Origin of the sequence: Pseudopedobacter sp. (genome assembly GCF_040392825.1) — a bacterium.
In the GTDB taxonomy this organism is placed as follows: domain Bacteria; phylum Bacteroidota; class Bacteroidia; order Sphingobacteriales; family Sphingobacteriaceae; genus Pseudopedobacter.
The window spans coordinates 1-23,356 of sequence record NZ_JBEBVH010000030.1 but is presented as its reverse complement, the minus strand read 5'-3'; the positions used below and the strand labels follow the sequence as shown (position 1 = coordinate 23,356).

Annotated in this window: 21 protein-coding genes; 8 read left to right on the top strand and 13 right to left on the bottom strand. The window is 36.6% G+C overall.

Annotation, left to right across the window (positions count from 1 at the left end):
• From ABWO41_RS03785 to ABWO41_RS03755, 7 genes are all read left to right on the top strand, one after another.
• The coding region (locus tag ABWO41_RS03785; RefSeq protein WP_353133674.1) for a TonB-dependent siderophore receptor at nucleotides 1-794 on the top strand (794 nt) is incomplete at its 5' end.
• 154 nt (nucleotides 795-948) lie between these two features.
• Complete coding sequence (locus ABWO41_RS03780) at nucleotides 949-2,247, top strand: PepSY-associated TM helix domain-containing protein (RefSeq protein WP_353133672.1); 1,299 nt, start codon at nucleotides 949-951, stop codon at nucleotides 2,245-2,247.
• Between the two features lie 34 nt (nucleotides 2,248-2,281).
• Nucleotides 2,282-3,001, top strand: coding sequence for a DUF4198 domain-containing protein (locus ABWO41_RS03775; protein ID WP_353133669.1), 720 nt, complete (start codon nucleotides 2,282-2,284; stop codon nucleotides 2,999-3,001).
• A 184-nt stretch (nucleotides 3,002-3,185) separates the two neighbouring features.
• Nucleotides 3,186-5,534 carry a TonB-dependent receptor gene (locus ABWO41_RS03770; RefSeq protein ID WP_353133666.1) on the top strand — a complete coding sequence of 783 codons (2,349 nt, stop codon included), beginning with the start codon at nucleotides 3,186-3,188 and terminating at the stop codon, nucleotides 5,532-5,534.
• An 18-nt stretch (nucleotides 5,535-5,552) separates the two neighbouring features.
• Nucleotides 5,553-6,797, top strand: coding sequence for a DUF4374 domain-containing protein (locus ABWO41_RS03765; protein WP_353133664.1), 1,245 nt, complete (start codon nucleotides 5,553-5,555; stop codon nucleotides 6,795-6,797).
• Nucleotides 6,798-6,856: 59 nt separating this feature from the next.
• Nucleotides 6,857-7,177 carry a DUF6686 family protein gene (locus ABWO41_RS03760; protein WP_353133661.1) on the top strand — a complete coding sequence of 107 codons (321 nt, stop codon included), beginning with the start codon at nucleotides 6,857-6,859 and terminating at the stop codon, nucleotides 7,175-7,177.
• Nucleotides 7,178-7,250: 73 nt separating this feature from the next.
• Nucleotides 7,251-9,692, top strand: coding sequence for a TonB-dependent receptor (locus tag ABWO41_RS03755; RefSeq protein WP_353133658.1), 2,442 nt, complete (start codon nucleotides 7,251-7,253; stop codon nucleotides 9,690-9,692).
• A 42-nt stretch (nucleotides 9,693-9,734) separates the two neighbouring features.
• Here ABWO41_RS03755 and ABWO41_RS03750 read toward each other — a convergent pair whose 3' ends face one another.
• The 12 genes from ABWO41_RS03750 to ABWO41_RS03695 form a co-directional block, all read right to left on the bottom strand.
• Nucleotides 9,735-10,124 (bottom strand): hypothetical protein, encoded by a 390-nt coding sequence (locus ABWO41_RS03750; protein WP_353133655.1) that lies wholly within the window; start codon nucleotides 10,122-10,124, stop codon nucleotides 9,735-9,737.
• 225 nt (nucleotides 10,125-10,349) lie between these two features.
• A complete protein-coding gene (locus tag ABWO41_RS03745) occupies nucleotides 10,350-10,595 on the bottom strand; it encodes a hypothetical protein (RefSeq protein WP_353133652.1) in 246 nt (81 codons plus the stop codon).
• Nucleotides 10,592-10,843 carry a hypothetical protein gene (locus ABWO41_RS03740; protein WP_353133649.1) on the bottom strand — a complete coding sequence of 84 codons (252 nt, stop codon included), beginning with the start codon at nucleotides 10,841-10,843 and terminating at the stop codon, nucleotides 10,592-10,594. Before ABWO41_RS03740 ends, ABWO41_RS03745 begins: the two co-directional genes overlap by 4 nt.
• Nucleotides 10,844-10,888: 45 nt before the next feature.
• Nucleotides 10,889-11,719, bottom strand: coding sequence for an SMP-30/gluconolactonase/LRE family protein (locus ABWO41_RS03735; RefSeq protein ID WP_353133646.1), 831 nt, complete (start codon nucleotides 11,717-11,719; stop codon nucleotides 10,889-10,891).
• A 112-nt stretch (nucleotides 11,720-11,831) separates the two neighbouring features.
• A complete protein-coding gene (locus ABWO41_RS03730) occupies nucleotides 11,832-13,031 on the bottom strand; it encodes a glycoside hydrolase family 88/105 protein (protein ID WP_353133643.1) in 1,200 nt (399 codons plus the stop codon).
• The gene (locus ABWO41_RS03725) at nucleotides 13,028-13,981 is read right to left on the bottom strand and encodes an alpha/beta hydrolase fold domain-containing protein (RefSeq protein ID WP_353133640.1); all 954 of its coding nucleotides are present in this window, start codon (nucleotides 13,979-13,981) and stop codon (nucleotides 13,028-13,030) included. The genes ABWO41_RS03730 and ABWO41_RS03725 overlap by 4 nt, the downstream gene beginning before the upstream one ends.
• A 1-nt stretch (nucleotide 13,982) precedes the next feature.
• Nucleotides 13,983-14,762, bottom strand: a complete 780-nt coding sequence (locus tag ABWO41_RS03720) for a rhamnogalacturonan acetylesterase (protein WP_353133637.1) — start codon at nucleotides 14,760-14,762, stop codon at nucleotides 13,983-13,985.
• A gap of 32 nt (nucleotides 14,763-14,794) precedes the next feature.
• Nucleotides 14,795-15,598 carry a rhamnogalacturonan acetylesterase gene (locus tag ABWO41_RS03715; RefSeq protein ID WP_353133634.1) on the bottom strand — a complete coding sequence of 268 codons (804 nt, stop codon included), beginning with the start codon at nucleotides 15,596-15,598 and terminating at the stop codon, nucleotides 14,795-14,797.
• 106 nt (nucleotides 15,599-15,704) lie between these two features.
• Nucleotides 15,705-17,354, bottom strand: a complete 1,650-nt coding sequence (locus ABWO41_RS03710) for a glycoside hydrolase family 28 protein (RefSeq protein WP_353133631.1) — start codon at nucleotides 17,352-17,354, stop codon at nucleotides 15,705-15,707.
• Nucleotides 17,355-17,356: 2 nt separating this feature from the next.
• Nucleotides 17,357-18,349, bottom strand: a complete 993-nt coding sequence (locus ABWO41_RS03705) for a pectinesterase family protein (protein ID WP_353133628.1) — start codon at nucleotides 18,347-18,349, stop codon at nucleotides 17,357-17,359.
• 40 nt (nucleotides 18,350-18,389) lie between these two features.
• Nucleotides 18,390-19,307, bottom strand: a complete 918-nt coding sequence (locus tag ABWO41_RS03700; RefSeq protein ID WP_353133625.1) for an alpha/beta hydrolase — start codon at nucleotides 19,305-19,307, stop codon at nucleotides 18,390-18,392.
• 17 nt (nucleotides 19,308-19,324) lie between these two features.
• Nucleotides 19,325-20,971, bottom strand: a complete 1,647-nt coding sequence (locus tag ABWO41_RS03695; RefSeq protein ID WP_353133622.1) for a glycoside hydrolase family 43 protein — start codon at nucleotides 20,969-20,971, stop codon at nucleotides 19,325-19,327.
• Nucleotides 20,972-21,170: 199 nt separating this feature from the next.
• Between ABWO41_RS03695 and ABWO41_RS03690 the strand changes: the two genes are divergently transcribed.
• Nucleotides 21,171-22,811 (top strand): mechanosensitive ion channel family protein, encoded by a 1,641-nt coding sequence (locus ABWO41_RS03690; protein ID WP_353133619.1) that lies wholly within the window; start codon nucleotides 21,171-21,173, stop codon nucleotides 22,809-22,811.
• Nucleotides 22,812-22,945: 134 nt separating this feature from the next.
• Here ABWO41_RS03690 and ABWO41_RS03685 read toward each other — a convergent pair whose 3' ends face one another.
• Entirely contained in the window at nucleotides 22,946-23,245 is a 300-nt protein-coding gene (locus ABWO41_RS03685) for a hypothetical protein (RefSeq protein WP_353133616.1), read from the bottom strand.
• Nucleotides 23,246-23,356: the final 111 nt, after the last annotated feature.

The window sequence follows — 23,356 nt, the reverse complement described above, 5'->3', positions numbered from 1 at the left end:
GAAGTTACAATCAGGCCACTAATATTACCAGCGGGGACTATAAACAAACTGCCTTTTCACCGAAATTTGGATTAGTATATCAGGTAGTAAAAGATCAAGTTTCGCTATTTGCGAATTATTTAAATGGTTTTAAAAACATTCAGCCTGTAACACAACCATTGGCAGATGTTTCTGGAACAATGAAACCACAACACGGTAACCAATTAGAAGGAGGGGTTAAACTAGATATTCTCAGAAATAAATTAAGTGCTACGGTTAGCTACTATGATATTTCTGTAAACAATATTGTCCGTGAGGTCGGTATTATCAGAGATGGCACAAATTATAATATAAAAATACAGGATGGTACACAAGAAAGTAAAGGCTTTGAGCTAGACCTTATTGCCAATCCAATAACAGATTTAAATATTATTTTTGGTTACAGCCATAATGATAGTAAAATGACTAAATCTGCACCGGAAGTCGAAGGAAGAAGACCTGTAGACGCTGGACCTGAAGATCAGATCAATTTCTGGGCTTCATATAAATTCAGTAAAAATACATTGAAAGGATTTGGTTTAGGCTTCGGAGGAAACTATGCGAGTGAAAACAAAATAACAAATAATAATGTAACCGGAGTATTTACATTGCCTGCATATACTGTATTTAATGCCACTGCTTTCTACGATATTAAGGCGCTCAGATTCGGTATTAAACTGGACAATTTAACAGATAAAACCTATTATAAAGGTTGGACTACTGTAGAAATGCAAACACCAAGAACAGTATCTGCCAATATTAGCTACAGATTCTAAACCGCTCCAATAGCGATAAAAAAAGGTGTATTTTAATCGAATACACCTTTTTTTATTGGATCCCCTTAGCTTATTTAGAATAATTACAAATAAAATTTGCACAACAAAAAAGATACATTACTTTTGCATTGTTTATAATTAGTCTAAATAAAGTATGAGCTTTCGAAAGATAAATAACTGGCTTCATTTATGGTTAGGTTTAATATCAGGAATCATTGTATTTGTAGTTTGCATTACAGGATGTATTTGGGTTTTCAATGAAGAAATAACCGCATATTTGATAGAACCCGAGACCAGGATAGAAATCCAGAATAAGCCAGTAATTACTCCTTCAGAGATACAAAAAATTGCGGAAAAAGAATTTCCGGAGATGAAGATTTCTTATGCAAATTATCAATCCGGACGCACCGTTAATGTTGGTTTAGGAGAGCGAAGAAAAGGAGGTGCCACACTAAAATTAAATCCCTATACCGGTGAAGTTGTCGAAAAAAAGGTCCGTGAAAAAGGTGAAACGGATTTTTTCAGGTTCATATTAAACGGACACAGGTTTTTATGGTTGCCTTACGAAATTGGCCGTCCTGTAGTAAACTACGCTACACTGGTTTTTGTGGTATTACTTATAACTGGCTTAATTTGGTGGTATCCTAAAAAATGGAATAAAAGTACAAAAGAAAAAAGCTTCAAAATAAAATGGGGGGCATCTTTCAAACGTGTAAACTTAGATCTGCATAATGTATTAGGATTTTATTCCTTCTTATTTCTACTGGCAATTGCTTTAACAGGAATGGTTCGGGGAATTAAATGGTATAGTCAGGGTTTATATTGGGTAACTTCCGGGGGAGAGACATTAAAGGAAACTAAACGTAACAGTTTAGAGTCTGATTCTTTACAAGCCGGAAAATTCTATACTCCTCAACAAGCCATAGATTTGGCTTTTACAAAAGCAATACAACAAAATCCTAAAGCAGAAGGCTTTTACTATAATTTCCCGGATACCAGTAAATCAAAATCCATAATTAGCATATACATATACCCAACAAGTGGTCAATTCTATAATAATAAACAATACAAGTTTGATCAACATACTTTAAAAGAACTTAAAGGTGATCACCCTGTTTATGACAAATCATTTGAAGAAGCTGGTTTTGGAGGAAAGCTCAGGAAAATGAATTATGACATACATGTGGGTAGCATTTTGGGATTCCCCGGTAAAGTATTAGCATTTCTGGTGACATTAATTGGGGCTTCGCTGCCAATAACTGGTTTTCTTATTTGGTGGGGCCGCAAATTTGGAAAGAATAAAAAAGGTAAAAACCGTAAAAACGGAAATAATAGCAACCAAACACCACAACTTCGCGAAAAGTTTATTCCGCAAGCCCTTAAAAAGAGCGAGCCTATAGCTGAATCTATTCCCGTTCTGCAGGTGATACAAACTAAAAATTCAGAAAAATAAAATTTAAATAATACAAAACACAACTAATCGAATCATGAAAATTTACAAATTACTACTTCTTGCATTACTTGTCATATTTAATACGGACCAATTATTTGCACATGCATTATGGATAGAGACCAACACAATTGGCAAATCTGGACAGCAGCATGAAATCAAGGTATTCTATGGTGAGTATGTGAATAATGAAAAAGAAAAAATTGAAAAATGGTATTCAGATGTAAAGGAATTTTCTTTGTGGCTTACAGCTCCGGGAAAAGAAAAGGTAAAGTTAAATACTGTAGCTAAAGACGATTATTTTTCTGCAAATTTCACTCCTGAAAAAGAAGGAATTTATTTTATTACAGTTATTCATGAAGCCAAAGACTTGGGAGGTACAACAAAATACGAGTTCTCTTCTATAGCAACGGTTGCAGTAGGAAAGTCTAGTGCTATTGATCTTAATTCTATTTCAAACTCTTTAAAGGTGAGTACTACAGCAGCCAAAATTCATAAATTAAATACTCCTGTACAACTAAAAGCTGTATTAAACGGACAACCATTAGCAAATAAGCATGTTTCGGTTTTCTCTCCGGAGGGCTGGGGAAAAGAGTTCACCACAGACGCCAATGGAATCATCAATTTTAGCCCGATATGGCCGGGAAGATACGTTGTTGAGGCAAGTAACTTTACTAAAAATAGCGGAGAGCATCATGGCAAGGAATACAAAGCCGAGTGGCAAGGAGCAACCTCCAGCTTTGAGGTTGTAAAATAGATAAGAAACTAAGTCCTGCTTACCCGACTCGGTCGGTTTGAGTTATGGGTAAGGCAGGCACAAATTGTAACATGGATATATAAAAACGGCAATTTTTATATGTCCAAAGAACCGTACAGCGGCAACTGTACGGTTCATACCCCCTCGATGAGAGGGCAACTTCTAACGTTCAAATTAAAAGTAAATGCAAATTAGGAAATTTTTGCTTATTGGAGCTTTTTTGCTCATCAACTTATTCAACTCTTTTGCCCAAAATCAAAAGTCTGGTATCAATGGCAAAATCACAGATGAAAATGGAGAACCTGTACCTGGCGCACTGGTGAAAATCGTAAATTCGACTTCAAGTACCACATCAGACTTCAACGGGCAATTCAATCTAAAAAACATTCCGGCAGGGAAACAAACAGTACAGGTTTCATCTGTAGGAATGACCAGCATTTCCAAAGAGATTTCATTAAAATCCGGAGAAAATCAGTCTCTTAATTTTCGTCTCTCTACAAATGTTCAACAGATGCAAACCGTTTCTGTTATTGGGAGAACAGAAGCCCAGGAAGCCAACAGACAAGCCTATAATATTACAGCTATTGACGCCAAAAAACTTTACAATACAACTCTGGATATTTCAGGAGCACTGGATAGAGTTGCAGGTGTAAGAGTGAGAGAATCGGGAGGCGTTGGTTCCAATTTTAATCTTTCTTTAAATGGCTTCTCCGGTGATCATATCAAATATTTCATCGACGGTATTCCGATGGACAATTTCGGTTCATCTTTCCAGATTAACAACATCCCTATCAATCTGGCAGATAGGATTGAAGTCTATAAAGGAGTAGTTCCGGTCTGGCTTGGTTCAGATGCATTAGGTGGTGCTATCAATATTATCACAGGCGATCGCTATCGTAATTATATCGATATCTCTTATTCACATGGATCTTTTAATACACATAGAAGTGTAATAAACGCAGCAGCCACCTCTAAAAAAGGATTAACCTTCCAAATAAATGCCTTCCAGAATTTTTCTGATAACAATTACAAAGTAAATGTCGCGCCTTCAGATATTAATACCGGAGCATATGCTCCAAAAACCACATTAAGGAGATTTCATGATACCTACCATAATGAAACACTGATTACCAGCATAGGTGTGGTAGATAAAAAATATGCAGACAAATTACTCTTTGGAATTACACTTGGAAAAAATTACAAAGAAATACAAACCGGTGCCCGTATGCAGACCGTTTTTGGAGGCTGGCATCGCCGGGGTAACATTATTATGCCTAGTCTTAAATACAAAAAAGACAATTTAATAAAGGGGCTGGATATTGCATTAACCGCCAATTACAATCTTGGCTATGAAAAAAATATCGATACCATGAACGTCCGATTTGACTGGTATGGTAATATAAAACCGCATGGCTCTAGCGGAGAAAGCTCCAGAAGTTTGTATAAATATAGAAACAATAATGGCTTAGCTACAGCAATGGCTAATTATCAAATTAACGAAAAGCAATCTTTAGCTTTAAGCAATTCCTATAGCACCTTTAATAGAGAAGGTAATGATTTATTGAATCCATTAAATGACTTAAATGAACCTATTAAGAAAACCCATAAAAACATTACGGGATTAGCTTACAGTTATGCGATAAAAGATAAATATAGTATGAATTTCTTCGGAAAATATCTCTCGCAAACAGTTATTAATGGTAGTAGCAACAATAAAGGGAATACACAAAAAATTGGTTATGGCGCCGCTGTTACCTATTTTGTTAATCCATCGCTACAATTAAAGGCATCTTATGAATTAACCAATAAAATGCCAGAAGCCTTTGAAATATTTGGCGATATGGAAAATATAGAAGGTAATTCTAATCTTAAACCTGAATCCAGCAATAACGCCAATATTGGTTTTATTTATGGTTTCGATCTTAATAAAGATAATAAGTTCTCTATAACTGCTAACGGGATTTACAGATATGCAACAGACTTTATTTATAGGCGTCTTAATAACAACCAGTCTAAACTAGTAGCTGATAACCGGGATGGCGTACGTACATTCGGAGGTGACACAGAAATAAGATATTCTTATAAACAATGGTTATCTGCGGGTTTAAGTGCTACGTATCAGTATATCCAGAATATGCAAAAAAGGGAGCCTGGCTATAGTATAGTTAGCCCTTTATATAAAGATCAAATGCCCAATATCCCCTATCTATTTGGAAATACCGATATATCTGTATCATTAAAGAATATTGGACAAAAAGGAAACAATCTCAATATCGGTTACAACCTGCTATACGTACATGCATTTTGGCTATACTGGCCTAGTATGGGAGAAATTAGTGCTGAAGCCGAAAAAAAAGAAATACCACAACAACTGTCACACGATATCAATATAGTATACAGCTTAGCTAATGGCAGATATAATATAGGTTTGGAAGCCAGAAATGTAACCGATGCCTTGTTGTACGACAATTTTAGTCTACAAAAACCCAGTCGCGGCTTTTATCTCAATCTCCGATACTTTTTAAACAAATAATAATTAAAATCATAGAAAATGAAAACACAGCTTACAAAAGCGCTTGCCATTGTGGCAACAGCAGCAATTTTTACCGCTTGTAAAAAAGATAACCCTTCTAATGTTACTCGTGGAGAATATATTGTAACCGTAACTCCGGTAGCTTCAACCGGAGTAGCAGATTATCTTATAAACGTACCGAGTTTAGATAATGGTTCTACTTCTACTTTTGGTAACGGTCTTGAACAGGATGGTACCTATCGTTACTATCTTACACATAAAGGAAAGTTCTTTAGTATGTTATATGGACAAGGAAACCCAGGAGCTGTAACTGCTTATAATAACGCTAATGGCCGACTGAATAAATTGACAAACTTTCAAACAGAAACAGTTCAGGCTTTTGCTGCAGTTAACGATGACATCTTGTTAACTAAGGTTCCAAGAACAATAAATACCGCAGGAAGCACATTATATACTTATTACCAGGTAAGTACAAATAGCCTTCAAATTACAAAAGAAGGTACTTTAGATGCTTTAGCTCCTGCGAACAACGGAGAGATAGCCCATTTTAGCTGGCTACAACAGGTAGGTAATAAAGTTTATGCTCCTTTCTTTCCTATAAAAAATGGAAGCTTTGACTCTGATTTCCATGATCAGGCATGGATTGCTGTATATTCCTATCCAGAAATGCAATTAGAGAAAACAATTCATGACGATCGTACAAGTTTTATAGGCAGGTATTTTACAAACGGCTTAGGTGTAGTAGAAAACGGTGATATTTATGCTTTCTCTACTTCTGTAGCAACAACTTCTGATAAAGTTGGAGATAAAAATGTTAAAAGATTCACCGATACACAGCCATCTGCAATTACACGGATTAAAAGCGGAACAGAAGCTTTTGATAGTTATTATCTCGATTTTGAACAGGCTTCTAATGGTTATGTTATTACCAATTGGATTTATGTTGGTAATAACAAATTCATTGCAAATATTCAGCCCAAGGCAGAGAAAGGTGCCTACACAACCGGTAAAGAATTAGCAGTATTGGATGTAGCTGCTAAAACAGTAAACAAAATTAGCGGCTTACCTGCTTTAGGAGAAATCAAAAGTTTGACATCAACTAATTACACGCCGAAAGACGGAAATACAGCTTACATCGGTGTAAATCTAACCAGCGGAATTGGCTATGTCTATAAAATTGATGCAAGTGCTAAAACTGCTACCCAGGGTTTGAAAGTTGAAGGCGGTACAATCACTGCTGTTCAATATCTTAAAAATAATTAATTCTTTATTCTGCCTATGTCGGTTATTATCGACATAGGCATCTAAAAGCGCTGTTCGTCATGTGTCCAACAATCCTACTCAGCCAGAAAGACCAAACTGTAATCAGCTATTGTCCAGAGTGTAAAAGAACATATATCTGGCATAAAAGCCTGATGTTAACTTTTGAGACCCGACAATTTCTGGCATTTAAGAAATATGCTAAAAATGATGATCATACATTCTTGGCCTTTCCAGATGGTGAAGAAAGAATTCTCATTACAACACAGCATCCACAGGTAAGCCTCATCTTCTCTGAGAACGAGTGGACACATTTTTTAACTGCTTTAGAAGAAGCAGAATACATGCAGGAAGTTTATCAATCCTTATATCCCTATCATTAAAAAGATCGGAATATATCTTAATAAATTAACACGCACACTTCTGCAAACAAATATCTAGGCGAAATACAAGACTATGTTCAAGAAAATAGCTCTCCTAAGCTGCTTATATCTGGCGGCAGGCCTATCATACGCCCAATCGATAAGAATTAACGGAAAATTAGCAGACGAAAACAATAGGCCTGTAGAATTTGCTGGAGTATCGATCATACGTTTACCAGATTCTGTACAGGTGAAGGGCACTATGACAGATACTACCGGTAACTTCGCTTTTTCTAATATTACCAATGGTAGATATTTCATTAAAGCTAATTTTATGGGATATAAACCCTATGAAAGTAATCCCTTTGCTTACGATGGAAAACCTGTTAATCTGGGAATATTGAGTATGGAAAGCGAAGCCATAAAAATGCTAAATACGGTGATTATTACCGCACAAAAGCCTTTAATAGAACAACAAATAGACAGAACTGTGCTTAATATAGAAAACAGTATTTTATCTGAGGGCAATACTGCTTTGGAACTTCTGGAAAAAGCACCCGGGTTAACAGTAGATAACGATGGGAATATCTCATTAAAAGGTCGTTTGGGAACCACTGTTTTGGTAAATGGTAAAATGACCTATCTTTCTGGAAAAGAACTGGCGAATTTGCTTAAAGGGACCAACTCAGGTTCTATTTCCAAAATAGAAATCATGAGCAATCCATCTTCCAAATACGATGCCGCCGGAAATGGGGGTATTGTTAACATTGTGATGAAGAAAAATACAGCAACCGGCTTTAATGGTAGCATAAGTTTAAATGGGGGCAGCAGCCGTAACGCCCGTTATGGTAGTGGCACCAGTTTAAATTACCGTTCAGAAAAATTCAATGTTTACGGAAATTATAATTATGGTTATAGAGGTGAAACCGAGTACCTGGGTTTTACCAGAAATTTTTATGAGAACGGAATAGCTAATGCCAAACCGGATAGAACATCTTTTCAAAATACAAAAACTAATGAGCCTCTATATACGCACAATTTCAGAGCAGGTGCTGATTATTTTATAAATGAAAAGAATACTGTTGGAATATTAATGAATGGAAATACCGGAAAGTACACCCACGACAGTAAAACAGGAAATCTATTATTGGACAATATCTCAGGCAATACCATAAGTGACGCATTGAGCCATAACTATGACAAGCAAAGCTGGGAAAATATTACTTATAACCTAAACTATGTCCATAAATTCAATAAAGAAGGTTATGAAATTTCCGCAGATGCAGACTATTCTTCCAATACATTTACATCCCGTCTTAATTTAGACACAAAATATAAAGGTACTTCAGGCTATTATGATGAAAGGCCTTCGTATAGAAAAGGCTTTATCCCGTCTACAACAGATGTATATGTAGGAAAAATTGATTATATGCAATCTTTTTGGAAGGATGGAAAATTAGAATTAGGCGTAAAAAGTAGCTTTGTTGAAGCAGACAATAATCTAAGGTACGACACATTGAAAAACGACCAATGGGTAAATGATAGCGGTAGCAGCAATCATTTCAGATATAATGAACAGATACACGCTGGTTATTTATCTATTAATAAAGATTTCAAATATTTCAGTATCCAGGCTGGTCTAAGAGGCGAATACACCGAAACCAGGGGTCACCAAATCACATCCGACTCTTTAGTAAATCGTAATTATTTCCAGCTTTTCCCAAGCCTGTTCCTTACCAAACCGTTGGGAAAAGACAACAAGGCCCAATTTGCTTATAGCAGAAGAATTGAGCGCCCGGGATACGACGACTTAAATCCGTTCCGCTTATTCAGAGATCCTTTCCTTTTCTATCAGGGGAATCCTTTCTTAAAACCAGAGCTGACACATACTTTACAATTAAGCCACAGTATAAAAGGAAGATACATTACTGCAATTAGCTATAATTATACAAAAGATGTGATGAACTGGGCACCGGGGCAAATAGACTCGATTAATACAACTTACTCTATGCCATTGAACTTAACCAGTTTTGTTAACTACGGAATTAGTTTCACAGCATCTACAGATTTTACCAATTGGTGGTCGGGAAGCCATTTTGCCAATGTGTACCGCAATGAGTATAAAGGCAGCCATCAACAAGGAACATTAGATAACGCCATGACCAGCTTTAGCTTAAACTCGCAAAATACACTTAAACTGGGTAATGGTTATAGCGCAGAATTAAGCGGTTTTTACAATTCGAAAGTAGTTTATGGAATTTCTTCACAAAAACCATTTTATGGTGTTTCTGCCGGAATCCAGAAATCTATATTAAATAATATGGGCAATATCAAGCTGATGGTAAATGACATCTTCCAAACCAGACAATTCAGAAGAACTACACAATATGAAAATATTGATATGTTTACACACATCAGGTTAGATAGCCGTATGGCCATGCTATCTTTTACCTATCGTTTCGGGAATCAAAACATTAGAAAAAGAGAAAGAAAAACGGGAAGTGAAGATGTACAGGAACGTGTAAAAGGTGGGTAAAGTACAAAAAAGGGAGCTCATTAAAGAGCTCCCTTTTTTGTATTAAAATTGATAATAAACTACGGCTGCGATAACTCCGTCATTGCTGGAATTATTTGATTCCTGTACAACCTTTCCGTCGATTAATATTTGAGCTTTGAGTTCTCCCGTTCCACTAGAAACCATTCCTCCTGCGCCCAATTGCAAAGTAATATTCTTTTTATTTAATGTAATTTCTTCACTGGTCCATGTATTACTTTCTGGAGCGGCTATAGAACTTATTTGTCCATTGCCATCTGTAATTTGAATGGTGCTTAATGTTACATTTGACGATCCAATAAGTTTATATTGAACCTTTCCTCCTATCGAACCGTTATCATCATCTTTACTGCAAGAGCTAAGAATAAATAGAGATGTTGCCAAAAAAGCAACCATTAAAAATAATTTTTTCATAAAGGTTTTTTTTAAATACCAGGCAAATAACAAAGGTTGTGCCTTTTTTGATATTCTTTTCCCAGGAATATGGAAAAAACTTAAGATCAAGAGATTAAAAACAAAAAAATATTAGTCGCTATAAATGGAATAACAACACTGTACAATTTAGCTACAGCAAATTACATAGGATGAAATGTAACCAATTATATCAAGAAAACAGACGAATTTGTGTGTATGTGTGGTTTAAATTGGGCGGATTAAAGAAATCTTCAGAACCCTTAACTCTTTATCGGTTATACGGTAGTCTACTTTACATAAATCTATACAAAAAGAGTGAAAACCTTTTGTGGTGTCATCTATCAAAAGTTTTATCTTCGATAGTATTCTCTTTTCTATTTTTTGAGCATAATAAGGCTGGCTTTTGCTCTCCAGTTTAATTACAATGTCTGTTAAATCGTTAACAGCTGAGTGCGTCCATTTTATACTCATTTAAAAATAGTATCTCTTCTTTGGTTTAACAATATTTCTACTTTACGATGGTCTACATAATCGCCATTTTCGATTTCCGAATCAAGCTGAGCCAGATCGTGTTGCTCTTCAACCAGCGTTTCTATTAGTTCTGTCTCCTCTTCTACCCCTCCATCATTTTCTACCTTAAACTCATAACCACGCTTTGCTAAAAATGCAAGCAGTACACTTTCTTCTATTTTATTTTCAACTTTGACTAAAACATTCATTTAATCTGCAAATTAACAAAAAATAAAAGACTAATTATCAATAAATTACTTCAATTTATAAGCAATTACTGATTTATTATTAAATGTTGGTACGTATAATATTTTATTTTTTGCATCGTAGGCCAAATCAGCAGTATTCATTTTACCCTGTACATCCAGCATTTTTTCGAAATTTCCGTCAGCTTTAACATAGTAAATAATACCCGGCCAACAGGTCACCAGGAAATCCCCATTTCCAACGGGTTCTATACCATCCCCCCCTTTTTCAAAGCCAACCGCTATCTTCGTAACTTTTTTATCTGCCGAAATTTTCCAAAGCTCCGGGCCGGCCAGTACATATAAATCATTACCAATAACTTTTAATCCGTTTGCCGACTTGGCATTCTCGAGGTATACTGCAGGCTTATCGTTTTCTATCTTATAAATAAGATTCTTCCTTGTATCAGACACATAAACCACGCCTTTGGAATCTATGGCAATGTCATTTAAGAAAACAGACTCAGGAACCGCAATTTTTCTTATTACCTCTCCCTTTTTGATATCCACCACGACGACTTCATCCAGGTCCGCAACATAAAGGCGATCTTTAAAAAGGCCTAGACCTTTTGGTGCATTTAAACCTGTTATCCAATTCAAATTCTTTACTGATCCATCCAGATTCAGCAGTGCTACCCCGCCTACGCCGTCCTTTGCATTTCCAGCACCATCAATTAAAGAAACATATAATGTTTTTGAATTGCCCTGAAATAATACTGATTCCGGAACCGGAATAGTTTCCTTGGTTTCCCAGATTTTTTCTAATGAATGCTGTGCATTTACAGATAGCGTAGTTGTTAAACCTACTATTGCCGTTAGTACAATTGTTTTAAGCTCCATTTCGTATAACTTATAGATTTCACTAAAGATACAAAAGCTAAATTAAATGAAGCTATTTGTCCACGAAAATTTGGCTCTGCCAGTACGAACATATGCAGCCATAAGAATAGAGTTATTTCCTTAACAGTTGTATTTCATTAGCTGCCAGTATAAAAGCCCCCATTCCTTTCGGATCATCCTGAATAACGGGTTCACTAATATAATATTCAAAACTACCATTTCTATAGGGCTTGCCACCTAAACCCGAGACCATTACCGTTCCGTTTAAATGATAATACCCATCCTCACCTTTTACGATAAACTGGTTAATCATACTCTGATAACCTTTTTCTGCCAAAGATTTATATTTAGAGGGTATATAACCCAATCTTGATGCTTTTAACATAGTATAAACAAACATGGAAGAAGCAGATGCTTCTGGATAGTTACCTGCTCTGTACGCTTGGTCCAAAACCTGATACCATAAATTATTTTTGGGATTTTGAACCTTTGCGATGGCCTCTACATACCGATTTAAAATATCCAGTAAAGTCTTTCTTTTTGGATGGTCTTTCGGAAAATCATCCAGAACATCAATCAACGCCACACCGTACCACCCCATTGCTCTTCCCCAGATGTTTGGCGATTTCCCGGTTTCCTTATTTGCCCATTTTTGTTCTCTGCTTTCGTCCCATGCATGGTGTAACAGACCTGTCAGACTATCTCTGGAATTTTTTTCCATCAAAATAAATTGCTTTGCTACGTCATCAAAATTCTGCGACTCGTTAAAAACCTTCGAGTAATGCGCATAGAATGGCTGTCCCATATACAAACCGTCTAACCACATCTGGTTAGGATAAACTTTTTTATGCCAAAAGCCCCCTTCGCTTGTTCTTGGATGCTTATATAACTGCTGTCTGATGTATTTGGCAGCATCAGCATATTTTTGATCACCTGTTTTTTCAAACAAATACATCATCATTTTGCCATTACGTACATAATCTATATTGTAAGATTCTTGCTTATAAAATTTGATTTTACCATCAGGTAATAGAAATCTGTTCATCTGCTTTACAATATAGTCGTAGTATTTCTCATCCCCGGTTCTTGCATAAACGTTTGAAATAGCTTCCAGATACAAGCCAATATCATAAGACCAGCCTGCCGATTTGCCGTCTATTCTGGTTAAAGAATCTGGCCATTTATGCATAATTGTATTACTGATTTCTTTGGCATAATCTATTTGTCCAACTATATTCCTCTTAGCAGAACACGCCATCAGCACAGAGAACAATACACTTAATATCAATACATTTATACTATTTATTTTCATTGTTTGAATATTTTATTTAGAAATGAAATGGTGTAATCCATCATAGGTTGAAACCATGGATTAAAAAACCAAAACGGGTGTGGAGTATCTGGAAATTCATGGACTTCTGAATAAATTCCATAAATATTTAGCTTTTTAATCATATCGTCTCTTCCTGCATGAAACCGGGGTATAGAACTATTTAAAAAAAGTATAGGTCCCGATTCCTTTGTTACATGATTTAAAGGAGCTGCATCTTCCCAGTTCTTTGGGTTTTCTTCATAGGTACCGTTTAGCCAATTAGACGCAGCCTTGCCCTCTACAGATTCAGGATGTCGAAACGCCAAAGTTCCATCTATATTAACTACCGCCTGAATACTGCTTGAAAACTGGCTATTACCTCTCTGCACCCCTTCAAAGCTTTTATTCCGGTTAGTTACACCGAGCAATGTCGCCAACTGCCCCCCTGCAGATGTTCCTAAACTGGCGATCTTTCCGGTATCCAGATTAAATTGTTTTGCATTTGCCCGCATCCATCTTATGGCTGCCTTTAGATCATAAACCGCCTGCGGATATTTGGCTTCTAACGACAAACGATATTCCACAGAAAAAGCCACATAACCATAACCTGCTAAAGTTTTCGCTATGGCATGCATTTGGGATTTATCCCCAGACTGCCAGCCCCCACCATGGATTAATATAACTCCCGGAGATGTATTACCTAATCTTTTTTTAGGATAGAAGACATCCATGAGTAGTTGCCGATCACCAACTCGGTCATATACAACATCCAGTTTTGACAAAACAGGATGTACAATAGTGGGTTTAGCGATAGTAATATAAGGCCTGTACTTCTTTTCCTTCAACAAAGTACCATGTAATGTAAATGATGTATCCCGTGGGATATTTTGTTGCGCTTTCGTTAGAAAGGCCAGACAGAGCAGAATGAGAGTCAGCAATTGTTTTAACATACTATAAATCTTTCATTGCATTAAATACCAGCCTTGCCACTTCTTTACCACCTTCTATTTGAAAGTGAGTATTGTCTTTCTGACCGTTCGGATATGCAGTATACAAACCCGCTCCAAAATTCATAAAGTATTTATTCGTCACATAATCTTGACCCACTCTGGTAAAATGCTGCATAGACAATTCATTTAAGTCTATCAATTTCACGTTTAGTTCTTTTGCTACCGCTTTAACGGCTTCCGGATACTCACCATGAACATTGCTCAACTTCCCATCTTTCCATGGATAATTCCTGGCTACTGGAGTCAATAGAATCGGAATTGCTCCTTTCTGTCTGGTTTGATTAACAAACAATCTCAGGAACTCTTTATAACCTTCTATATTTACATATCGTTCTGTTTTTTCTACTGCACCATCATTATGTCCAAACTGAATCATGACTACATCTCCCTTCTTTAAAGCACTATAGACTGCAGCCCAACGGCCTTCCTGAAAGAAAGTTCTGGTGCTTCTTCCTCCTTTCGCCCTGTCGTCTACCTTAACTTCTTTGGCATTTTGCAATATATTCTTTACCAGCCTGAGACTATCTGTAGAAAAAAAAGATTGAAACATTTGTCCCCAACCTACCAAAGGATAGCGTTTGGTATCATAATCTTTTTCTAAAGAGTAATCTGCTACGGTAGAATCGCCAATCAAATAAATAGTAACCGCTTTTTGTCTGTAACTAAACGCACATAATATGCTAGCTGTCAACATTAAGAGAAATAGATTTCTTTTTTTCATCGTATGACCATTAAGTGAATCATTTTCAACCATCAGAATTTCTTCATGGCATTAAATATTAAGCGGGAAACCTCTCTAGCACCTTCAATTTGAAAATGATAATTATCATTTAAACCATTTGGAAAAGCAACATATTGTCCCGGTTTTAAATTCATGAAATACTTACCAGTAACGTTATCTTCTCCAATTTTCGTAAAAAAAGCTCTGGACAGTGTGTTCAAATCAATGACCTTAACCTGGAGTTCGTTGGCCACAGCTTTAACAGCATCAGCATACTCTCCATGCGAATCCATTAATTCCCCATCTTTCCATGGGTAATTTCTTGTTACCGGTGTCAACAAAACAGGCACTGCTCCCTTCTCTTTGGTTTGGTTAGAGAACAATCTCAGGTACTCCTTAAACCCTTCTACATTCACATACCGCTCCGGCTTTTCCTTCCATGAATCGTTGTGGCCAAATTGTATCATCACCACATCGCCCTTTTTCAAAGATTTATAAATGTCTGCCCAACGACCTTCCTGAAAAAAAGTTCTGGAACTTCTTCCAGCTTTTGCCCGGTTATCAATTTTGACTTCTTTGGCATTGTTCAATATACCCCGTACTAATTTCAGGCTATCCTTTATCAAGAAAGCTTTAAGCATTTGCCCCCAACCCGCAGCAGGGTAACGCTTGGTATGGTAATCAATATCTAAAGAATAGTCTGCAACAGTAGAATCGCCAATAATATAAATGGTCGTTTCTTTATTTTTCAGGCTAAACGCACTAAAAACAATCACTGTTATTATAGCAAACACGGCTGCTTTCTTTCCAGGGCTCACGAAATAATCTATTCTCATAATTCCTTATTTGGGAATAAAATTCTTAACCTATGGAACTCCTATCTCTGGTGATACCGATGCTGGATGTTTTTGAAACTCAGCATCTAATCAATAAAAAACTCCTCTAATTCACGACCAAAGCTTTAGCACTTGCTCCATTATTAAAAGCTGCTTTGGTAAAATTCTTGGGAATGTTGCTGTTCTTTATCGTAATTCCTGCAGAATTAGCACCATTAATATTAAATAGTGTTCCACTTTTCTGATTAGTTTTTAAGTTGTTAAAAACAATATCCTGGCTTGTCTCAATGTAAACAAGTTCTTTCTCGTTGTTCTTTGTAATCAGATTTACATCAGTTATATAAATACCTTTCGCATCTTTTATCTCTACACCTATATCAGTATTCAAAGACAAATTTTTTATATGAATATTGTTTACCGGCATTTCTGGAATCCCGCGAACAAAAATCCCTTTGTTGGCACCATTACAAGCAATATTTTCAATAAAAACGTCTTTAAAAACAGGCGTAGCTTCTGTTACTGGCGGAATTTCCACTTTCTCGTTTGCCTTTGGCGATTTCACCCAATAATACATATCGAAAAATATAGCTTCCTGAACAATATCGAACATGTTAATATTCTTAATATAGATATTTTCTACTACACCTCCTCTGCCTCTGGTTGTTTTAAAACGTATTCCTTTATCGGTCCCCATGAAAGTACAATCATAAACGAAAATATTTCTGGCACCCCCAGACATCTCGCTTCCTACTACAAATCCGCCATGACCTTTATAAACCGTATTATTTCTGATAATTACATTTTCTGTTGGTTTACCCCTTTTTCTCCCCGCTTCGTCTTTTCCAGACTTGATACAGATAGCATCGTCTCCAACGTCAAAAACACTATCTTCTATCAATACATTTTTACAAGATTCTATATCTGCACCATCTCCATTATGCGCATAATCCGGATTTTTGATAAAAAGATTTCGTAATGTCAGATTTTCGCACATGATGGGATGTACATTCCATGCTGGCGAATTCTGAAAAGTCACTCCTTCCAACAATACATTTTTACAGCTGTTAAGAACAATCAGATTGGGTCTCAAAAAATCTTTTACCGGTTCAAAATCTTCCAATTTAGTTCCAGCATCTAACCAAAAAGAGATATTATTATCATGTCCTCTTTTATTTTTCTCAGATGGATACCACCTTTTCTTATCATCGCTCAGAATACCTCCCGTTGCAATTTTAGCCTTCCATTCCGATTCGGTTAAATCACTCATTCTTACCATTCGCCACGCGTCTCCGTTTCCATCTATCACGCCTTCACCAGTTACAGCTATATTGATTAAGTTAGTTCCCATTATAGGCGACTCGTTCCGGGCAGAAGGCTTACCTTCATAAATACCCTCGACTATTTTGTAATCGTCAAAATTTTTGGAGAATTGCAATAAAGCATTCTTTTGCAAATGTAAGTTCACGTTATTCTGAAGTTTAATTGGCCCTGTTAGCCAATATCCCCCGGGAATTAGCACTACCCCGCCACCTTTCTTGCTGCAGTCTAAAATTGCTTTGTTAATTGCTTGTGTATTTATGGTTGTCCCATCAGCGATAGCACCGTATTTCAGCACATTAAACGTATCTTTCTTAAAAGTTGGCTCTGTTATAACAGGTAAATTATTCCATGAATAAATTTTAGTTTGCGCCCTAGCACCTGTAACAAACAAAACGCATAGAACAAGCATTAATATCTTTCGATTTTTCTTTTTCATAATTAATTGTGAGGATTCCATCCATTTAAGACCTTTGCCAACGTATATTTCTTTAAATCTGATTTCTTAAGCTGATGTGACCACACCACTCTTTTTGAAAGCTCCTTAGCTCCTGCTCCAAAGCTCCCATACTCGGCATAATAAGCCGTTTTCTCCTTATTTGGGAATTGTTTATCACCTGGCCAAGGATGCCAACCTTCCTTTACAATGTGGTCTCCCATATCTGTGTTAATAAATATTGTTTGGGCGTAAGGTCGCCATGGCCGCCCCAAATAAACTTTATTTACGGTTTTGTCTTTGGCTATAAGCTTACAATTAACAAATACAAAACCATATTTATCTTCATGGGTTGTTGACGCCGCGGTTATATACGAGTTTGTTAGGCTTTCGATAGTACAGTTATAAAAATAAGCTGTTGCTGCTCCAAAAATAAAATCTGTAGTACCATTTATAAAACAGTTTTCGAAATAGTTTCTGGTACCTGCTCTGGCCAGGTACAGGGTATCCTGATTACCTAGTATACGACAGTTCTTAACAGTTATTCTATCTGCTTCTGTATGTAAGGCCACTGCCTGGCCAACCCTTCCTGCTGTATTTTCTATAGTTAAATTTTCCAAAACACAGTCATTAGCAGCTACAAAAAGTGTGTAAGAAGTATAAGTGCTAAATTTAGAATCTCCTGTAGCATCTATGCCTCTAAACGGCTTTCCGGAGAAATCGCTAAAGGTAATTATCGTGTTATCCCTGTCTTCCCCTTTCAATGCTACATTTCTCTTAAAAGCCGGAATTACTACTTTTTCTTTATAAATACCTGGTTTAATAAAAATAGTTACACGTCTTTCAGCATGATCTCTTACCTTATTAATTGCCTCCTGTATAGTTTTGAAATCTCCGGAACCATCCTGAGCAACGGTAAGCTCAAAACGATTGTCAGTTGTTTGCGCTATGGTAAAAAGGGTACCTAAAACCAATAACAATGTGAATATATATCTCATAAATTATCTTTTATAAAACCTTATTTCTTAACTGAACTTATCATTTTAAAGTTTCCAGTATCTTTAGCTCTTCCAACCACTGCTCGCATACAGTAGTCCATAAATTCGTACTTCCAGGATTATTTCTTAAAGCAATCGCATGGCCTCCCTGATTAAAAACATGCAGACTAGAGGGAATATTATTTGCCAGCAATGCCTCATAAAACATTAAACTGTTTTTAGGAGACACCGTTTTATCATTAAAAGCATGTGCAATAAAAGCTGGAGGTGTATAATTACTCACCTGTTTATGCAGAGAATATTTTTCAATCATAGCGGCAGATGGATTTGGCCCTAATAAATTTTCCCGGCTACCTTTATGTGCATTTGCCCCCATATCTATTACCGGAGAAATCAATATCATAAAATCTGGGCGGTAATTATAATTGTCTATTTCATCGCCAATATTCGCATAGTTATCTTTAATAGTACCTAAAGTGGCTGCTAAATGTCCGCCTGCAGAAGACCCCATCACACCAATTTTGTGGATATTTATTTTCCACTCCTCAGCTTGGCTTCTAATCAATCTGATAGCCCGTTCCGCATCCTGCAAAGGAGCTTTTTCCCTTTCTCTTAAATCGGGAGAGTGTGGCAGCCTATGAATGAGTACAAATGCATTGATACCTATTGTATTAAACCATTTTGCCAGTTGATACCCACTTATATTATATGCTAATCTGCTATACCCTCCTCCCGGAATAATAAGCACTGCAGCTCCTTTATTCTCTTGCTTAGAAGTAAAAAAAGCGTATATACCAGGAGTTCCAACCTGATATATACGCTCATTACTAGCACTATCTTTCACATTAATTCCCTTTGTATTTGGCATTCTGGATTTTGGCCAAAGTGGGATAAATTCCTGTGCTTTAGTTACGACACAAGCAAGGGCTAGGAACAACGTTATTGCAATAGCTTTCATATTGTTCTGGGGATTTCCTATTTTACAGCTTCAACTCTAAACCAGTCTATATCGGCATATCCAGAGTCATTAATCTGATTATCTCTAATAGCATAAAGACCTAAAGTTGCACCAATCCACTTACCGGGTTGCGCTATAAAAGTATCTCCAACTGCTGTATATTTTTTATCATCCAGACTATAAAACCAATTGCACTTACCTCCATCAGTAACTTTCACTCTCAGGTAAATATATTGGTTAGGCTTTACGGAAGTTACCTGCAGTTCGGTCTCTTTGCCGTTAGCTAAACCTTTTTTACACACACCATAAACCAGGTTCTGCCCTTGTTTAGTATTTCTGATAAATAGCTGGCTGTAATCCTGTCCTACCACAGCAAATCCAGCTCTTTCATTTTCAATTTTCTCATTACCCAGGAATTTAATTTTAACGGTGGCCATAAAATTATCTGCCGGAAATTTCTGAGTTAATATATTAGGTACATCTAAAAGATTTTTAGTGCCTTCGGGAGTCTTTTTTGTATAAAGTCTTAAGGCACCATTGTTACCCGGCATTAACCAGGTACCGTCCGGATTGGCTTGCCATTGCCATTGCTTCCCTAGCCAAGGCGTATTAAACTCGTCAGACTCTGCTGGATTTACAACCGGATATGTTTTACCCACATTAGGTTTTTTATACTCTAAAACCGGTTCGCCAGTTCCCTTTTTACTCTTTTCAACCCCAATAACCGGCCAATCATTTACCCATTTCATTGGCTGTAAATGAACAACCCTTCCGTAAGCATCCTTATCCTGAAAATGTACAAACCAATCTTCACCGGTTTGTGTGTCAACCCATGCGCCCTGGTGCGGACCATTTACAGGCGATTTCCCTTGCTCTAATACAACCTTTCGTTCATAAGGACCAAAAATATTTTTAGACCGAAGCACCAACTGCCAGCCTGTAGCTACCCCGCCAGCCGGAGCAAATAAATAATAATAGCCATTCCTTTTATGCAATTTTGTCCCTTCTATAGTGGGGTCCAGCTCATGGCCATCGTAAACAATAACGCCTTTATCCAAAACCTTATCTCCAGCGTAATTTAACCTGGCAACAGCTACTACACTTTTTAATCCAGCTCTGCTCCCCGCATAGGCAAAAGATAAATATGCCTTACCATCCTCATCCCAAAAAGGACATGGGTCTATCAAACCCTTACCTTCAAAAATCAACACAGGCTCGCTCCAATCGCTTTTTGGGTCTTTAGTTTTTAACATGTAAATCCCGAAATCCGGATCACCATAATAAATATAGAATTCGCCATTGTGATATCTTATTGAAGGTGCCCATACTCCATTGCCATGTTGGACTTTACTAAAAATATCTAAAGGATATTGCTGTAATAGAGCATGATTAATTATTGTCCAATTAACTAAGTCTTTTGAATGTAATATAGGCAAACCCGGTGCGTGATTAAAACTTGAAGAAGTCATGTAAAAATCATCTCCAACGCGAATAGCATCAGGATCAGAATAATCTGCATTAATTATAGGGTTCTTATACTTTCCGTTTCCCAAATCCGGAGACCAAACTTCTGACACGTAGCCTGAAGGCTTATCTGCATTTTGAGCTAATGCCTGATTTGCTGTTAGTACTAATAAAACGAGACCTTTCTTAAAAATTTCCATTTAACTTTTAGTATTATAATAGGATATAGTATTACAATTCTAAGGAATTAAGTCCTAAAGGATAAAAAATAGCTCAATTAAATCTGTGCAATCGATACCGGCAACGATATAGACCAAAATGTATCGGTTGCATAAACTTTTAATAAAAGTAAATTAAAACTTATAAAAACCAAACCTTACAACTCTAGGTTTTTAATGTATGGAAATATTCGCCCTCCCCAGAATCCTGATTAGTTTTAGAGTATTTTTTGTTTTCACCTTACTTTTGTTGGAAAGACAGGATACTGCTGCACAAATAATTCCGCAAGATACAGCAAAAACTGTATCGGAAGTTCCTGCATGGGACAAAGACTCTTTAGGCAGACGCACACCCAGAGGCACAGTTGAAGGTTTTATTCAGGCAATATCAACTCAGAATTATAAAAATGCGGGCAGATATCTAAAACTGGACTCCAGCATAAAAAACTTTCAGGACACTGCACATCTGGTAAAAGGATTTCAATATCTTTTGGAAAAAAACGGACGGTTATTTCCCTATTCCAGAATAAGCAACGAACCCAACGGAGTAGAAGATGACGATATGGGACCAAACCTTGACCAGGTTGGTGTTGCTTCTATAAACGGAGACTCTTTTGATTTAATTCTGGAACGTACTGAAGATACAACGGGCGCCCCTATTTGGTTATTTTCGTCACAAACCATCCAGAGAATCCCCCAACCTGTCGAAGAGAAAATAGAACCGAGTTTAGTGGATAAAGTATCTCCTAATATACTTCATAAGACATTGTGGGGCGGTGTTCCAATAATGCACTGGCTTGGAGTTATTCTTGTCACAATCATTTCCTATCTGGTTATGGGTTTAATTTTAAGGCTCCTTACCTATTTAATACCCTTAATATGGCAGAAAGCCAGAACAGAACCTTTAAGCGGTGTAATACACTCTTTTATATTACCCGTGAGACTGTATTTAACGGTTTGGATTTCCATAATAATATGCAGAGAAATAGGAATATCTATCATCGTACGCCAGAGATTTAGCGATGTCGCATTAATTGCCGCAGCTGTGGCTATACTACTTCTGTTATGGCAATTGATAAATTTTTCGTCCCGATATGTAGAAAGGCGAATGGTGCAAAAAGGTAATTTATCTGCCATATCTGTTATTCTCTTTTTAAGGAGAGGAGCAAAAATAGCTCTTGTTACATTAGGAGTTATTCTTATACTGGACACTATTGGATTTAACGTAACAACCTGGCTTGCAGGGTTGGGTATAGTTGGTATAGCTCTGGCTTTAGGTACTCAAAAAACCGTTGAGAATTTTGTAGGAGGTGTTACTATTATAACAGATCAACCTGTGCGAATTGGCGATTTCTGCAAAGCTGGAGATGTATTGGGCACCATAGAACAAATTGGTATGCGTACAACTCGTATACGTACAAATGACCGTACCATCGTAACTATACCGAACGGAGAATTCTCATCTATGAAAATTGAAAATTTCTCTCCCAGAGACAGATTTCTATTCAACCCCTCCTTTATGTTAAGGCTAGACACAACCTCAGAACAGATAAAAATCATTCTCGAAAAATTAAAGTCTATACTTTTAGACCAAAATAAAGTAAATCCAGACCCTGCCCGTGTAAAGCTTGTTGCAATCAATAAAGAAGGTATTAAAGTAGAAGTATTCGCTTTTATAGACACAATTGACGGAAACGAGTTTATGAACATTCAGGAAAACTTATATCTGAATATGTTGGACGCTATTGAAAACAGTGGAGTGTATTTGGCTATGCCTTCACAGATCGTCTATATTAACAATCGAACTGAAGGAAAAGAGTAGATCCACAGAACCTATTTTTGATACGAATATGTCGCTACTAAGACCGTACTAAAATTGTCTTATCATTGTTCCATCCTACGTTGATCTTACGTTCATCCTACGTCTATCCTACGTTTTTTGTCAGAAATAGAAAGTTAAACTTTTTTGATGTTTTGCATATACTCCGCAATAGCAAAATGATAAATAGATTTACCTGAAGGAATCAATTTTTGATATGCTTCTTTTCGGCTGGGATCAGCTAAAATCGCCTTTGCATAAGCAACAGCTTCGTGGAATTTACGTTTGGCTCCCAGTTGCTTTTTTGTTGGCTTTACTTTGCTCATATCCGGATATTTGCTAATTATAGTTATATCACCATAAGTCTTAAATACAAATTGTTTATCAAATGCACCAGACAACCCTCTTGTGATTTTATTTTGTTTATATTTAGCCATATGTAATAAATATACAAAAATCAATCAATATATAAACCGAAAAGAGAATAAAATACTAATCCCGATAGTACAACTTCTCGAGTTTTTCAAAAAGATCTTCAGAACGAAATG

Coding starts and splice junctions, on each gene's coding strand:
- ABWO41_RS03780 (WP_353133672.1), top strand. CDS start 949: ATGAGCTTTCGAAAGATAAATAACTGGCTTCATTTATGGTTAGGTTTA.
- ABWO41_RS03775 (WP_353133669.1), top strand. CDS start 2,282: ATGAAAATTTACAAATTACTACTTCTTGCATTACTTGTCATATTTAAT.
- ABWO41_RS03770 (WP_353133666.1), top strand. CDS start 3,186: ATGCAAATTAGGAAATTTTTGCTTATTGGAGCTTTTTTGCTCATCAAC.
- ABWO41_RS03765 (WP_353133664.1), top strand. CDS start 5,553: ATGAAAACACAGCTTACAAAAGCGCTTGCCATTGTGGCAACAGCAGCA.
- ABWO41_RS03760 (WP_353133661.1), top strand. CDS start 6,857: ATGTGTCCAACAATCCTACTCAGCCAGAAAGACCAAACTGTAATCAGC.
- ABWO41_RS03755 (WP_353133658.1), top strand. CDS start 7,251: ATGTTCAAGAAAATAGCTCTCCTAAGCTGCTTATATCTGGCGGCAGGC.
- ABWO41_RS03750 (WP_353133655.1), bottom strand. CDS start 10,124: ATGAAAAAATTATTTTTAATGGTTGCTTTTTTGGCAACATCTCTATTT.
- ABWO41_RS03745 (WP_353133652.1), bottom strand. CDS start 10,595: ATGAGTATAAAATGGACGCACTCAGCTGTTAACGATTTAACAGACATT.
- ABWO41_RS03740 (WP_353133649.1), bottom strand. CDS start 10,843: ATGAATGTTTTAGTCAAAGTTGAAAATAAAATAGAAGAAAGTGTACTG.
- ABWO41_RS03735 (WP_353133646.1), bottom strand. CDS start 11,719: ATGGAGCTTAAAACAATTGTACTAACGGCAATAGTAGGTTTAACAACT.
- ABWO41_RS03730 (WP_353133643.1), bottom strand. CDS start 13,031: ATGAAAATAAATAGTATAAATGTATTGATATTAAGTGTATTGTTCTCT.
- ABWO41_RS03725 (WP_353133640.1), bottom strand. CDS start 13,981: ATGTTAAAACAATTGCTGACTCTCATTCTGCTCTGTCTGGCCTTTCTA.
- ABWO41_RS03720 (WP_353133637.1), bottom strand. CDS start 14,762: ATGAAAAAAAGAAATCTATTTCTCTTAATGTTGACAGCTAGCATATTA.
- ABWO41_RS03715 (WP_353133634.1), bottom strand. CDS start 15,598: ATGAGAATAGATTATTTCGTGAGCCCTGGAAAGAAAGCAGCCGTGTTT.
- ABWO41_RS03710 (WP_353133631.1), bottom strand. CDS start 17,354: ATGAAAAAGAAAAATCGAAAGATATTAATGCTTGTTCTATGCGTTTTG.
- ABWO41_RS03705 (WP_353133628.1), bottom strand. CDS start 18,349: ATGAGATATATATTCACATTGTTATTGGTTTTAGGTACCCTTTTTACC.
- ABWO41_RS03700 (WP_353133625.1), bottom strand. CDS start 19,307: ATGAAAGCTATTGCAATAACGTTGTTCCTAGCCCTTGCTTGTGTCGTA.
- ABWO41_RS03695 (WP_353133622.1), bottom strand. CDS start 20,971: ATGGAAATTTTTAAGAAAGGTCTCGTTTTATTAGTACTAACAGCAAAT.
- ABWO41_RS03690 (WP_353133619.1), top strand. CDS start 21,171: ATGGAAATATTCGCCCTCCCCAGAATCCTGATTAGTTTTAGAGTATTT.
- ABWO41_RS03685 (WP_353133616.1), bottom strand. CDS start 23,245: ATGGCTAAATATAAACAAAATAAAATCACAAGAGGGTTGTCTGGTGCA.